Raw genomic sequence first — 12,939 nt, forward strand, 5'->3', positions numbered from 1 at the left:
TCGCCGCGCGGCCGCGGCGCGGCTCGCCGGGCGTGCCCCGCCCTCCACTTCTAGACCTTAACGTCCACCTTTAGGTGGGTGTGCGGGAGACACTCCGATCCTTACTGTCCTCGCATGGTGCAAACGATCGAGGCCACGGGCCTCCGTAAACGCTACGGGGACGTCCGGGCCGTGGACGGGGTGACGTTCGGGGTCCAGGAGGGCGAGTTCTTCGGCATCCTCGGCCCGAACGGCGCGGGCAAGACGACGACGCTGGAGATCATCGAGGGGCTGCGCGAGGCGGACGGCGGGGACGTCTCGGTGCTCGGGCTCTCCCCGTGGCCGCGCAATCCGAAGCTGCTGCCGAGGATCGGCGTCCAACTGCAGGCGTCGTCGTTCTTCGAGCGGCTGACCACCCGCGAGCAGCTGCAGACGTTCGGCTCCCTCTACGGCGTCCCCGCCGCGAAGGCCGACGCGATGATGGAGCTGGTGGGGCTGGCCGACAAGGCCGAGGTCCGGGTGGAGAAGCTGTCGGGCGGGCAGGCGCAGCGCCTGTCCATCGCGTGCGCGCTCGTGCACGACCCGGAACTGGTTTTCCTGGACGAGCCCACCGCCGCCCTGGACCCGCAGGCCCGCCGCAACCTCTGGGACCTGCTCCGCCAGATCAACACCGCGGGCCGCACGGTCGTGCTGACCACGCACTACATGGACGAGGCCGAGAGCCTCTGCGACCGCGTCGCCATCATGGACGCGGGCAGGATCCTGCGGCTCGGCCCGCCGGTGGTGCTGGTGCGCGGCCTGGACGCCCCCGCGCGCATCACCGTGGCCAGCGGCACGCTCGGCGTGGACGACGCCCGCCTCCTGCCGGGCGCGGACGAGACCGCCGACGACGGCGTCTCGCTGACCATCTCCACGCGGGACCCGTCAGCCGTGGTCGCGGCCATGGCGGCCAAGAACGCCCTGGACGGCATCCAGATCCGCGGCGCCACCCTTGAGGACGTCTTCTTGGACCTCACCGGACGGGAGTACCGGGCGTGAGCACTTACCAGAGCTTCAAGAGCCTGTCCCGGGCGATGTTCCTCGGCTTCAGGCGGGACCGGACCGCGCTGTTCTTCACCGTGCTGTTCCCCCTGATGTTCCTGGTCGTCTTCGGTGGCATCTTCGGTCACCAGACGACGTCGAAGGTCACGGTTCTGGAGGTCGGCAAGGCACCGATCCTGGACGGCGCCGTCACGCAGGGGGCCGAGGAGCTCGCCAAGGTCCTGAAGGTCACCAGGACGTCCGATCGCGCCGACGCGCTGCGCAAGGTGGAGAAGGGCGACGCGGACGCCGTCGTGGAGCAGCGCGGCAACGAACTGGTGGTGCACTACTCGGCCACCGACCAGGTCAAGTCGGGGACGGTGCGGGGCCTGATGGACTCGATCGTCCAGTCGGCGAACCAGGCGGCGACCGGCAGGCCGCCCGCCTACACGATGGCCGCACAGCAGGTGGAGGACGACTCGCTCAAGGCCATCCAGTTCTTCACGCCGAGCCTGCTCGGCTGGGCGCTGGCATCGGCGGGCGTCTTCGCGGCGTCCCAGACGCTGGTGACGTGGCGGACCAAGGGCATCTTGCGCCGGCTCCAGCTCTCGCCTGCCCCGATACCCACCGTGTTCGCCGCGCGTGTCGTGGTCAGCCTCGCCATCGCGCTCGTGCAGTTCGCCTTGTTCGTGCTGGTGGCGCAGCTGCCGGTATTCGGGCTGCAGCTCAACGGGGCCTGGTGGATGGCCATCCCGATGGTCATGGCGGGCGCACTGGCCTTCCTGTCGATCGGGATGCTGATCGGGGCGTGGGCCAAGACGCAGGAGACCGCCCAAGTGCTGACACAGCTCGTCGTCCTGCCCATGGCGTTCCTCGGCGGGTCCTTCTTCCCGCTGGACGCGTCACCGGGCTGGTTGAAGACGCTGTCCTACGTCTTCCCGCTGAGGTATCTCAACGAAGGGATGCTCAACGTGATGGGACGCGGGCTGGGTCCGTCGTCTGCACTGCCGCAAATCGCCGTTCTACTGGGGGTTGCGGTGGTCGGCGCGCTGATCGCCGTGCGCCTGTTCCGGTGGGACGACGCCTAATGTGACCTCGGTCACTTATTGGGCCATTCTGCTGTGGGCGTACGGAGAACCAGGTTGGGAACGCCAGCGTCGGGTTAGATGTTGTCCTAAGTACCGACCCCGAGCATGAGGAAGGTGCCGTGACTGGAGCCCTTGCCCCAACCAAGCCGCTGACCGTCGCCGACCGATGCGACCGCTGCGGCGCCCAGGCCTACGTCCGTGCTGTTCTTGTAGGCGGCGGCGACCTTCTGTTCTGCGCCCACCACGGACGCAAGTACTCAGAGGCGCTGCGAGCCAACGGGGCCGACATACAGGACGAGACCGATCGGCTCAACGAAACCCCGGCCACCGCGTCCACCGAGGAGCGGTAGATCTCCCCATAGAAACCCCAGGGACGGCGGTCACCGGCAATGGTGGCCGCCGTTCGCATTTCACCCTTCAGTGCCCCGTGGAGCGGCAATGAGGCGTTGACTTCAGAGAGTAATTAAGCGATCACATAGTGTAGTGAAATTGGCTCTGACCATGAGCCGGATCACTCCATCTACATGGTTCTCACCCTGGAGTGACATTCTTCACTCGATAGTGATAGCCACCCGCAGGAACGAACCCCTCCGCCTCGTACATCGCCCTCGCCGGCGCGTTCCGCTCCACGACGACCAGGTACGCCCGCTCGCACCCCTGCTCGCGCCCCCATCCGAGGAGGGCCCGCAGCACGCGTCGCCCCAGGCCCCTCCTGCGCGCCTCCTGCGCGACGGCCATGGCGTAGACGCCGAACCACTCCCCCTGCGGGACGCCACGTCCGACGGCGAGGCCGTCCAGGGACGCGTATCCGGCGCGTACACCGGTCAGGATCTTCTCCGCCATCGGCAGCTGGTGGTCGTACCGGCCGTCCACCGACCACCACAGGTCGAGCCACTCCCGCGACGGCGCCTCCATGACCTCGACCCCATCCCGTTCGTAGGCAGCGGGTGGGTCGGCCAGGTCGGCGACCATCGCGATCGTCGGATCGACCAGCTCGTAACCTCGTCTCTCCAGAAACCCGTCGAGCCCCTCAGGGCGTGCCTGGGCGTCCACCGAGAACACGGTCGCAAGCCCCAGCGCGCCATAGAAGCGCTCAGCCTCGGCCACGGCCCGGTCCACGTCCCCTGGATCTCCCAGGGGCAGGACGGAGTTGGCCCGCTTGGTCACGCCTTCGGCGTGGCGCAGCGTCCAGCCGCCAATATCCTGGCTGGACGGCGCGGGCCACGCCTCAGCGACGAGCTCGCCCAACCGGGTCTCCAGAGACCGCGCCACCTGTCACCGCTTTCGGGGGGATCGTGCACATCCTGCTGCCGCCGTCGGAGAAGAAGGCTACCGACGGGGACGGTCCGCCCCTCGACCTGGCCTCGCTGAGCTTCCCCGGGCTCACCCCGACGCGCAAGCGCGTCCTCGCGGGCCTCACCAGGGCGTGCAAGCGGCGAGACGCCGCCGACGTGCTCGGGCTCCCGGCCGGCCAGGCGGACGAGGCGCTGGCCCGGAACAAGGCGCTGCGGGAGGCGCCCACGCTCCCCGCCGCGCGGCTCTACACCGGCGTCCTCTACGACAACCTCGACCTCCCCGGCCTGGACCCCGACGCGGCCGCCGCGCAGATCATCGTCTTCTCGGGCCTGTGGGGGGCGCTGAGGCTCACGGACCGGGTCCCGCCCTATCGGCTGGCCATGGGCGTGTCCCTGCCGCCCACGGGCCGTCTGGGGACGCTGTGGCGCCCGGCGATGAGCAAGGCGCTGCGGCTGGAGGACGACCTGATCGTGGACATGCGCTCCGGCCCGTACGCGTCGGCGTGGAAGGCGCCGCAGCCGGCCGTCGCCGTCCGCGTGTTCCGGGAGCGCGTCACCGGCGGCGTCCCCAAGCGGACCGTCGTCAGCCACATGGCCAAGGCGACCCGCGGGAAGATCGCCCACGACCTCCTCAAGGCGGGCGCCGCGCCGCGCACCCCGGAGGAGCTCCTGAAGGCCGTCGCCGACCTCGGCCACACCGCCGAGCTGAACGGCACCGACCTGGACGTGGTCCTGCACGACTGACGCACCGGCGGGAGCAGGCGGTCGACGCGCCCGTTCCACCGGCATGACGAGAGCAGGGCCCCGCGCGTGCGCGCGAGGCCCTGCTCATCTCAGGTCGAATCCCGGGTCGAACGTCAGTCCAGGTAGTCGCGCAGGACCTGGGACCGGGACGGGTGCCGCAGCTTCGACATGGTCTTGGACTCGATCTGCCGGATGCGCTCCCGGGTCACCCCGTACACCTTGCCGATCTCGTCCAGGGTCTTCGGCTGGCCGTCGGTGAGGCCGAACCGCATCGACACCACGCCGGCCTCGCGCTCGCTGAGCGTGTCCAGGACGGAGTGGAGCTGCTCCTGCAGCAGCGTGAAGCTGACCGCGTCGGCGGGGACGATCGCCTCGGAGTCCTCGATGAGGTCGCCGAACTCGCTGTCGCCGTCCTCGCCCAGCGGGGTGTGCAGCGAGATGGGCTCGCGGCCGTACTTCTGGACCTCGACGACCTTCTCCGGGGTCATGTCGAGCTCCTTGGCCAGCTCCTCCGGGGTGGGCTCGCGGCCCAGGTCCTGGAGCATCTGGCGCTGCACGCGGGCCAGCTTGTTGATGACCTCGACCATGTGCACCGGGATGCGGATGGTGCGGGCCTGGTCGGCCATCGCGCGGGTGATCGCCTGCCGGATCCACCAGGTGGCGTACGTGGAGAACTTGTAGCCCTTGGTGTAGTCGAACTTCTCGACGGCGCGGATCAGGCCGAGGTTGCCCTCCTGGATGAGGTCCAGGAACAGCATGCCGCGCCCCGTGTAGCGCTTGGCCAGCGACACCACCAGGCGGAGGTTGGCCTCCAGGAGGTGGTTCTTGGCGCGGCGGCCGTCCTCGGCGATCCACTCGAAGTCCTCGAGGTCCTCCTCGGACATCGCGGCGGCGGACACGGCGAGGCGCTCCTCGGCGAAGAGCCCGGCCTCGATGCGCTTGGCGAGCTCCACCTCCTGCTCGGCGTTGAGCAGCGGGACCTTGCCGATCTGCTTGAGGTAGTCCTTCACCGGGTCGGCGGTGGCGCCGGCGGCGGCGATCTGCTGGGCGGGCGCGTCCTCGTCGTCGTCGCCGAGGGTGAAGCCCTCCTCCTCGGACGGGGTGGCGCCCTCGGCGCCCTTCCCGGCGGGGGCGGCCTTGGCGGCGGGCGCCGCCGGGGCCTCCTCCTCGTCGGCCTCGGGCTCCTCGACCTCGGCGGCCGTGTCGTCCTCCAGCTCGACGTCGAGGTCGGCGAGGTCCTCGTCGAGGTCGACCTCGACCTCGTCGTCGGCCTCGGGGCCCTCGCCCTTCTTGGCCGGCGCGGCCTTGACGGGCGCGCCCTTGACGGCGGCGGCGGCCTTCTTGGCGGGCGCGGCCTTCTTCGTCTTGGCGCCCTTGGGGGGCGCGGGCTTCTTGGGCGCCGGCTTGGCGGCGGCCGGGCGCGGCTCGGCGGCGGCCTCCTCCGGCGCGTCGTCGCCGACGACGGCGGTCACCGTGTCGGGCTGCTCCTTCGCGGCGGCGGCGGTCCTGGGCTTGCGCGCCGCCTGCGCCGCGCGCTTGCGCGGACGCTTGGGCGCCGCTGAGTCGGCAGCGCTCACCATGACGGTCACACCCTCCTTGCTGAGGCTCCGCAAAATGCTGGAGGCCTTCGACACGGGGATGTCGGCCTCCTCGAACGTACGGCGTACGTCGTCGGCTTCGAGGTAACCCTGGGACCGTCCACGCTCGATCAGTTGCGCGATGACGTGATCGTGCAGATCCGACGCTTTCGAGGTCGAGCTAGCAGGCGACACAAATACCTCTCGAACGAACGTGTGGCTTGGTTGACCCAAGTGCCCTGACGGGCCCGGCCTCACACTGGGTGGGACCACACACGGAGCGGACCACCGGTGCGGGACCGCAGCGTACCCGCTCTGTCTGGGTCAAGCATTCTGGCACTGCTGCGCATTCCGCCCTGGAGTCCTACCCGGTAACACTCCACCTTAGAGGGCGCGGGACGGTCCTTCGAACGTGCTACTCCGTCTTGACGCGGTCTCAGGCGGTTTTCACGCGGGCTCGGGCGGGACGTGCAGGGCGAGCACGGTCACATCGTCCACCTGCTCGTATCCGGCAAGCATCCGATCGACCAGGAAGTCGACGAGTCTCTCGGGATCTCCTACCACTTCAGGTGGGGCGTCCGCGGCCACGGCGACAAGCTCGTCCAGCCCGGCGTCCACCCCACGCCTACGGTTCTCCACAAGTCCATCGGAATAGAACACCACAGTGTTGCCGGTCTCGATGGAAAAACTTGTCTGCTGCCGCTGGCTGGGCCAGCCGAGGGGCGTGCCGGGCTCCAGCGAACTGACGCGCGCGGGCGAATCGTGGGAGATCAGCAGGGGCGGCGGGTGGCCCGCGTTGCTGAATTCGCCCTGCCCGCTCTCGGGGTCGATGACGACGTACGCGACCGTGGTGAACTGCTCCTCGTCCTCGGTGGCGCTGAACAGCCGGTCGAGGCCGGCCAGGACCGCGGCGGGGCGCGGGTCGTTCAGCGCGAGCGCGCGCAGGGCGTTGCGGACGCGTCCCATTCCGGCCGCGGCGAGCACGCCCTTGCCCATGACGTCGCCGACGGCGACGGCGAGCCGGCGGTCGGGCAGCCGGAACACGTCGTACCAGTCGCCGCCGACCTGGACGTGGCGCGTCGCGGGGTTGTAGCGGGCCGCCAGCACCATGCTGGGCAGCTGCGGGAGGTCGCTGGGCAGGAGGCTGCGCTGGAGCTCCTCGGCGGTGCGGTGCTCGCGCTCGAACAGCAGGGCCCGCTCGACGGCGAGGGCGCACTGGCCGGCGAGGGCCTCCAGGAAGACCCGCTCCTCCTCGGTGATCTCCCTGGGCCGGGTGAACGAGAAGCGGAGCGCGCCGATCGGAGCGCCCGCGGCCAGCAGCGGCAGGCCCACCCAGGCGCGTTCCTCGGTGTGCTGGGCGAACAGGTCGCGCTCACCGTGCCCGAGCTGCAGGCGCAGGCTGTCGGGGTGCTCGGCCAGGAACGGCCGGCTCTCCCGCACGGCCACCGACATCACGGTCTGGTCGCTGACCTTGATGTCGTCGCGGGAGGCGGGGCTGGTCTCGCCCTCCGAGCCCGGCTGGGACGGCGTAACGATGCTGAGGCGCAACTTGTCGTCGTCCAGCAGTGCCACGGCGGAGTAGTCGGCGCCTATGGCGGACCGTCCGACCTCGGTGATGACCTGGACGACCTGGGAGACCGTCAGGGCCTCGGCCAGCATCGAGGTGGCCTGCTGCAGGCGCGCGGTGCGCAGCGCGGCCGCCGACAGCTGCTCGGTCAGCCTGCCGCGCATCTCCTCGGCCTCGCGCTGGCCGGTCACGTCGGTGTTGGCGCCGACCCACTCGATGACCGTGTCGCCCTGCCAGATCGGCACGGCCCGGACGTCGAAGTGCCGATACGTACCGCTCTTGGTGCGGATGCGGTAGTTGGTCTCGAAGACACGGTTCTCCTCGACGCACTCCTGCCAGGCGGACTCGATGCGGGGTCGGTCCTCGGGGTGCACCACCGACAGCCAGCCGCCGACGGCGTAGTCGTCCGGCGTCTGCCCGGTGATGGCGCGCCACTCGGGCGCGTCGTCGATCACGCCGCCCGCCGGGGCGGCGACCCACACCACCTGGGCGCTGGCCTCCACGAGCGAGCGGTAGCGCTGCTCCTTGCGGCGGATGACCTCCTCGGACCGGCGACGCTCAGTCACGTCCAGCGCGGTGAGGACGACGCCCGTCTGGGTGCCCTCGGCGTCCCTGGCGGGCAGCCACGTGCAGGCCAGGATGCGCTCCTCGACGGCCGTGGCGACACCGGGCGCGGCACCGGGCGCCGGGTCGGGCGCGGAGCCGCCGGGAGCCTCGCCGGCCGGAACCACGAGGTCCAGATCGCTGACCGGGCGGTCCTCGTCGACCACCTTCCGCAGCGCCGTCTCGAACGCCGCGGCAAGCGCCTCGGGCAGCACCTCGGACGGTCTGTGCTGCAGAAGCTCGCGCAGCGGCACGCCGAGCAGCGCCGCCAGGGCGTCGTTGGCCTTGCGGCAGCGCAGGTCGCGGTCGAAGAACGCCAGCCCGCCGGGGCCTTCCTTCAGCAAGGTCGCGTACAGCGCGGCATCGGACGCATCCATGGGCCTGCCCTCCACCCCTGAGACGCGGGGATGCGGAACGGACGTCTCGGTGCTCATGGACAACACCTCCGCCCCAGAGGGTCCCGTACCGCGCGGCAAGTTTTCATCACTATGAGTGAATGGGAGCAGGCTAGCGCTCCCGCCTCCATCACAACACCGGTCGGAGTCAGGTATTCATCATCCCGATGGTTCGGCGTGTACGGAACCCCTGCTGAACATCGTTGTCCCTTCGGTCCCGGACGAACGCACCGGATTCGGACACCGCTGTACGGGACGCGCGGGGCGGCCCGTCCGGACGGCGAGTAGGGAATGTTACGACCCTCCGGCGTCACCGCGCGTCAACTTCCCCAGTCCGGGTGTGTCTCCGGCTCGCCGCCCCGCTGCGCGGCTACTTGGCACTGCGCGGCTACTTGGCGGCTTTGGCGGCGGCCTTCTGCTCCTGCTTGAAGGCCCTCACCTGGGCCAGGGACTCCGGTCCCGTGATGTCGGCGACGGAGCGGTGCGAGCCCTCCTCGCCGTAGGCGCCGGCGGCCTCGCGCCAGCCCTCCGGCCGGACGCCGTACTGCTTGCCCAGCAGCGCCAGGAAGATCTGCGCCTTCTGCTTGCCGAACCCCGGCAGGCCGTTCAGTCGCTTGTACAGCTCCTTGCCGCTGTCGACGCCCTTCCACACCTTCTCGGCGTCCCCGTCGTAGTTCTCCACGAGGTACTGGCACAGCTGCTGGACGCGCTTGGCCATCGAGCCGGGGTAGCGGTGGACGGCGGGCTTCTCCGACAGCACCGCGGCGAACCGCTCCGGGTCGTAGGCGGCGATCTCGTGCGCGTCCAGGTCGTCCGAACCGAGCCGCTGCGTGATGGTGTAGGGGCCGGAGAAGGCCCACTCCATCGGGATCTGCTGGTCGAGCAGCATGCCCACCAGCGCCGCCAGCGGGCTGCGTCCGAGCAGCTCGTCGGCTTCTGGACGCTGTGCGAGTTGAACCTTCGTGGCCATGGCACCAGCTTAGGGCGGCCCTGAGATCTGTCAGAAGTCTTACGGGCGCGGCGCGGCCCTGGTGGGTGCGGCCGCACGGTGCTCGAATGAAGTGGTGAGTGAGCATGAGCGGACACAGGGCAGCCCGGTCGGGCGGCGGGTCGTGCTGGGGATGCTCGGCATCGGCGTCGCGGGAGTCGCCGTGGGAGCGTCCGTCCAGGACAAGGTGAGCCGGACGCTGGCACCGGTCGGCCCGATCGGGGACGTCCTGCCGGCCGCAGGCGGTTTCCGCTACTACTCCGTCACGGACGGTGTGAAGCGGCACAGCGCGGCGACCCACCGCGTGACCGTTAGTGGCCTCGTCGCCAAGCCCCAGGCGTTCCGGCTGGCCGATCTGGCGCGGCTTCCCCAAACGGTCATCGACCGCGATTTCCAGTGCGTGACGGGCTGGCGGGTGCCGGATGTGCATTGGGTGGGAGTCGCCCTGCCCGACCTGCTGGACGCGGTCGGCGTGTCACCGCAGGCGCGCGCCGTGCGGTTCACGTCGTTCGACGGCGTCTACACCGAGTCGCTGACGCTGGAACAGGCACGGCGCAGGGACGTCCTGGTGGCGACGCAGATGGACGGCAAGCCGGTAACCCACGATCACGGCGGCCCCACCCGCCTCTACGTGGCGCCCATGTACGGCTACAAGTCGCTGAAATGGCTCGGCGGCATCGAACTGACCAACAGGGTGGAGCCCGGCTACTGGGAGAACCTCGGTTACGACGTGGACGCCTGGGTCGGACGGTCGAACGGACGTAACGATGCACCGACATGACACGCGCGGGCACGAGGAGGTCCGGGAGGCGGGTGCGTCGCGTTGGCTGCTGCGGTTCACGCGGGCGGAGCGATCGATCCACCATGTGACCGCACTCCTGATGCTCGTCTGCCTGCTGACCGCCGCGCTGCTCTATCTGCCGGTCCTGTCGACGCTGGTGGGCCGCAGGGAGATGGTCAAGACCGTCCACGTGTGGTGCGGGTTCGCGCTGCCCGTGCCCATCGTGCTGGGCTTGCTGTCACGTGCGTTCAGGGCCGACCTCGGACGGTTGAACAGGTTCGCCCCGCACGACTGGGAATGGCTCAGACGCGGCGACCGCAGGGCCGTGCAGGGCGGGCGGGGGATCCTGCCGGTGGGCAAGTTCAACGCCGGGCAGAAGCTCAACGCGGCGTTCACCGCGGGCGCGATCCTCGTCATGCTCGGCACCGGCGAGATCATGACGTTCCCCGACCCGTGGGGTGACCGGTGGCGGACGGGGGCCACGTTCGTCCACGACTGGCTCTTCCTCGCCGTCGTCGTGGTGACGGCCGGGCACTTGTGGGAGGCGCTGCGGGATCGTGACGCGCTCACCGGGATGCTGACCGGGCGGGTGGACCGCCGCTGGGCAGCGCGCCACCACGCCGCCTGGGGCGACAGTGAGGCGCCTGGCGAGCCGCACAGCACCGAGCCGCGCGGCTCCGGAACGCACGGCGCCGGAACGCACGGGCGGCACCGGGGCGGCACCTGAGGGCCGTCCAGAATTTGCCGAACGCCGCCCCCGGCATGTCTTGACTCTTCCCGTTAAAGCGCTGGAATGGGACATCGAGGCGGGGTTTCCACGGAATCCCCCCGCCGGGGCCGGTCCGTGCCGCGCCTCGCCTCAGCCGGCGGCGTCCCCGCCTGCCGGAACCCCGTGCGCGGAGGTGTGCGCAAGATGCCTGCACTGACCGATCACCAAATCGAGACACGCGAAGCGCTCGCACGGCGCCTCTGTGACGAGTTCACCACCTTCCCCTCGGACGCGGTCCGGCGGTGCGTGGACGACGTCCGGGCATGCATGGACCACCTGGGACTGGACGCCACGCCCGACAGAGTGGAGCGAATGGCGCGCGAGCATCTCACCGGGGTCCTGAAGTCGGAGCCGCCGTCCGGGCGCGGCCAGGCCGGAGGGGCGGACGGCTGAGCGGCTCGCGCGCGAAAGGCGCGGATCCCCCCGGTATTCGGCCGTGTCCCGGCCATCGTGCGCGCGCGATCTGAGAGGCTAGGAGGGTGAGTCCCCGCAGCCGCAACCGCTCCTCCGGGGACCCGGCCCGGGACGGCCACAATCCCCCGGACGAGGTCTCGGCCATTTTCGACGGCATGCTGCAGCACGCGCGCGAGCTCCTCGCCGTGCGCAGCCCCCTGGACGCGGAGCTGATCGTCAGCGAGATCCTCGGTTCCTGGTGGGGGCACCGGCTCCCGGACGGCGACGTCGAGGAGGTCCTCGGCGAGGCGCTGGTCGACCATGCCAGGGCCGCCGCCACGCCCGCCGCGCTGGCCCTGCTGACCGGGATGGCCTACCTGGGCACGCCCCGGCAGGCGGCCAAGGCCGAGCGCGCGGCGCTGGAGCTGATGGCCGGCGGCGTCGCGCGGCCGGGATGGGCCGACCGCGTGGGAATGGTGCAGCCGGAGGGGTGCTTCGTCTCCCGGGACGTCTACGGCGACCAGGACTCCGTCGTCTGCACCTACACCTACGGCGGCACCGAGCGGCACGCCCTGGTCATCGTGGTCGACCGCACCAAGGCCGGGGCCGTCCGGCCGTCCGGCGACCCGTTCGCCCGCGCCGTCCCGGCGGCGCCGGCGGTGCCGCCGGTGAGCGGCATGGTCAGGGACGCCTGGGTCTCCTCCCGGGTCGACGCGCTCCTGGACCGGTGCCGCCGCGACGGCCGCGAGAACCCGCTGATGCGGTTCGAGGAGCTCGACCTCCGCGACACCGCGGCGCTGCTGCGCAGCGCCCTGGAGCTCACCAACGACCTCGACGACCCGCCGGTGAACGACACATTCGGCACCTACCACGCGTTCGTCCGCGCGCGCGTGGACATCCTGCCGCCCGGCGGGCGGCTGCCCCAGCCGCCGGTGTACGGGCGGGACAGGCGCGCCACGATCGCGGCCCGGTTCCTCGCCTCGGACGAGGCGGAGGAGCTGTCCGACCTCTCCGCCGCGAGCAAGTGCGCGGACCGGATCATCGACTACGGCTGCACCCACGACTTCGGCCGGCCGCTGCGGGTCTCCCCCGTCAAATGCGAGATGTTCCTCCTCGACTGGCTGCCGAGGAAGGTTCTGCTGTCCCCCTCGGAACAAGAGGCTGTCCCGCACGTGCTGGCCGCCTGGGTCCGGTGGGCGGGGCGGCGCACGGGTCTTCCAGAGGAGGGCATCAGGGCCACGCTGGACGCACTCTGGGACGCCACCGCGAAGTTCGCCGACGCCTACCGCGACCCGGCCGCGTTCGGCCTCGACCGCGACCTCGTCGAGCGGCTGCTGCCCGACGGCGACCTGGAGGCGCTGCCCCGCCGGGCGTTCGCCATGCCGTTCCTGTCGGGCACCCACCGGCGGTCGGGCCGGCACGGGTTCATCGACCTGTCGAAACTCGATCCGGCCGATCCGGAGGACCGGCGCGCGATCCTGGAGTTCGAGCATCCCGGCGCCGACGAGGCCCACCTCGACGCGCACGAGCGCCTCGCCGCGCGGCTGTGGGACGGCCGGCCCCCGCAGCTGTGGACGACCGCCCAGGCGCTGCTGGACGTCGGCTACGAACGGCACGAGATCCTGCACCGGCTCATCGACGTCCTCGACCGCTTCGGGCACGCCCCGGAGGCGCTCCGCGACGCGCTGCGTGTGCTTCGTCACGAACCCCCGCCCGAGTGAACTCCCGGTTTGCGCGCGG

Annotated in this window: 12 protein-coding genes; 8 read left to right on the forward strand and 4 right to left on the reverse strand. The window is 70.8% G+C overall.

Annotated features, from left to right (window positions below):
• Positions 1–114 precede the first annotated feature (114 nt).
• The 3 genes from HUT06_RS31055 to HUT06_RS31065 all read left to right on the forward strand — a co-directional run bounded on the left by HUT06_RS31055 (position 115) and on the right by HUT06_RS31065 (position 2,437).
• On the forward strand, positions 115–1,017 hold the full coding sequence (locus HUT06_RS31055) for an ABC transporter ATP-binding protein (protein ID WP_176198951.1): 903 nt from the start codon (positions 115–117) through the stop codon (positions 1,015–1,017).
• Positions 1,014–2,087, forward strand: coding sequence for an ABC transporter permease (locus HUT06_RS31060; protein ID WP_217711537.1), 1,074 nt, complete (start codon positions 1,014–1,016; stop codon positions 2,085–2,087). Before HUT06_RS31055 ends, HUT06_RS31060 begins: the two co-directional genes overlap by 4 nt.
• 119 nt (positions 2,088–2,206) lie before the next feature.
• On the forward strand, positions 2,207–2,437 hold the full coding sequence (locus HUT06_RS31065) for a hypothetical protein (RefSeq protein WP_176198952.1): 231 nt from the start codon (positions 2,207–2,209) through the stop codon (positions 2,435–2,437).
• A 181-nt stretch (positions 2,438–2,618) separates the two neighbouring features.
• Here the strand turns inward: HUT06_RS31065 and HUT06_RS31070 are convergent, their stop codons facing one another.
• Complete coding sequence (locus HUT06_RS31070) at positions 2,619–3,335, reverse strand: GNAT family N-acetyltransferase (protein ID WP_254715476.1); 717 nt, start codon at positions 3,333–3,335, stop codon at positions 2,619–2,621.
• A gap of 47 nt (positions 3,336–3,382) precedes the next feature.
• On the opposite strand from HUT06_RS31070, the gene yaaA reads away from it, so the two are divergent.
• Entirely contained in the window at positions 3,383–4,126 is a 744-nt protein-coding gene (gene yaaA / locus HUT06_RS31075; RefSeq protein WP_176198953.1) for a YaaA family protein, read from the forward strand.
• 113 nt (positions 4,127–4,239) lie between these two features.
• Here yaaA and HUT06_RS31080 read toward each other — a convergent pair whose 3' ends face one another.
• The 3 genes from HUT06_RS31080 to HUT06_RS31090 form a co-directional block, all read right to left on the reverse strand.
• Positions 4,240–5,898 (reverse strand): RNA polymerase sigma factor, encoded by a 1,659-nt coding sequence (locus HUT06_RS31080; RefSeq protein ID WP_176198954.1) that lies wholly within the window; start codon positions 5,896–5,898, stop codon positions 4,240–4,242.
• Positions 5,899–6,150: 252 nt separating this feature from the next.
• On the reverse strand, positions 6,151–8,307 hold the full coding sequence (locus HUT06_RS31085) for a SpoIIE family protein phosphatase (RefSeq protein WP_176198955.1): 2,157 nt from the start codon (positions 8,305–8,307) through the stop codon (positions 6,151–6,153).
• Between the two features lie 349 nt (positions 8,308–8,656).
• The gene (locus HUT06_RS31090; protein ID WP_176198956.1) at positions 8,657–9,238 is read right to left on the reverse strand and encodes an HhH-GPD-type base excision DNA repair protein; all 582 of its coding nucleotides are present in this window, start codon (positions 9,236–9,238) and stop codon (positions 8,657–8,659) included.
• A gap of 94 nt (positions 9,239–9,332) precedes the next feature.
• On the opposite strand from HUT06_RS31090, the gene HUT06_RS31095 reads away from it, so the two are divergent.
• From HUT06_RS31095 to HUT06_RS31110, 4 genes are all read left to right on the forward strand, one after another.
• Entirely contained in the window at positions 9,333–10,037 is a 705-nt protein-coding gene (locus HUT06_RS31095; RefSeq protein ID WP_217711538.1) for a molybdopterin-dependent oxidoreductase, read from the forward strand.
• Positions 10,024–10,764: a cytochrome b/b6 domain-containing protein gene (locus HUT06_RS31100; RefSeq protein WP_176198957.1), complete on the forward strand. Its 741-nt coding sequence runs from the start codon at positions 10,024–10,026 to the stop codon at positions 10,762–10,764. The genes HUT06_RS31095 and HUT06_RS31100 overlap by 14 nt, the downstream gene beginning before the upstream one ends.
• 186 nt (positions 10,765–10,950) lie before the next feature.
• Positions 10,951–11,199: a hypothetical protein gene (locus HUT06_RS31105; protein ID WP_176198958.1), complete on the forward strand. Its 249-nt coding sequence runs from the start codon at positions 10,951–10,953 to the stop codon at positions 11,197–11,199.
• 176 nt (positions 11,200–11,375) lie between these two features.
• Positions 11,376–12,920 carry a hypothetical protein gene (locus tag HUT06_RS31110; RefSeq protein ID WP_176201747.1) on the forward strand — a complete coding sequence of 515 codons (1,545 nt, stop codon included), beginning with the start codon at positions 11,376–11,378 and terminating at the stop codon, positions 12,918–12,920.
• The last annotated feature ends 19 nt before the right edge of the window (positions 12,921–12,939 follow it).

The sequence above is a fragment of the Actinomadura sp. NAK00032 genome (assembly GCF_013364275.1).
Classification (GTDB): Bacteria; Actinomycetota; Actinomycetes; order Streptosporangiales; family Streptosporangiaceae; genus Spirillospora.

Excerpts from the sequence above, each read along its gene's own strand:
- HUT06_RS31110 (WP_176201747.1), top strand. The coding sequence starts at position 11,376 with ATGCTGCAGCACGCGCGCGAGCTCCTCGCCGTGCGCAGCCCCCTGGAC.
- HUT06_RS31090 (WP_176198956.1), bottom strand. The coding sequence starts at position 9,238 with ATGGCCACGAAGGTTCAACTCGCACAGCGTCCAGAAGCCGACGAGCTG.
- HUT06_RS31085 (WP_176198955.1), bottom strand. The coding sequence starts at position 8,307 with ATGAGCACCGAGACGTCCGTTCCGCATCCCCGCGTCTCAGGGGTGGAG.
- HUT06_RS31055 (WP_176198951.1), top strand. The coding sequence starts at position 115 with ATGGTGCAAACGATCGAGGCCACGGGCCTCCGTAAACGCTACGGGGAC.
- HUT06_RS31105 (WP_176198958.1), top strand. The coding sequence starts at position 10,951 with ATGCCTGCACTGACCGATCACCAAATCGAGACACGCGAAGCGCTCGCA.
- HUT06_RS31100 (WP_176198957.1), top strand. The coding sequence starts at position 10,024 with ATGCACCGACATGACACGCGCGGGCACGAGGAGGTCCGGGAGGCGGGT.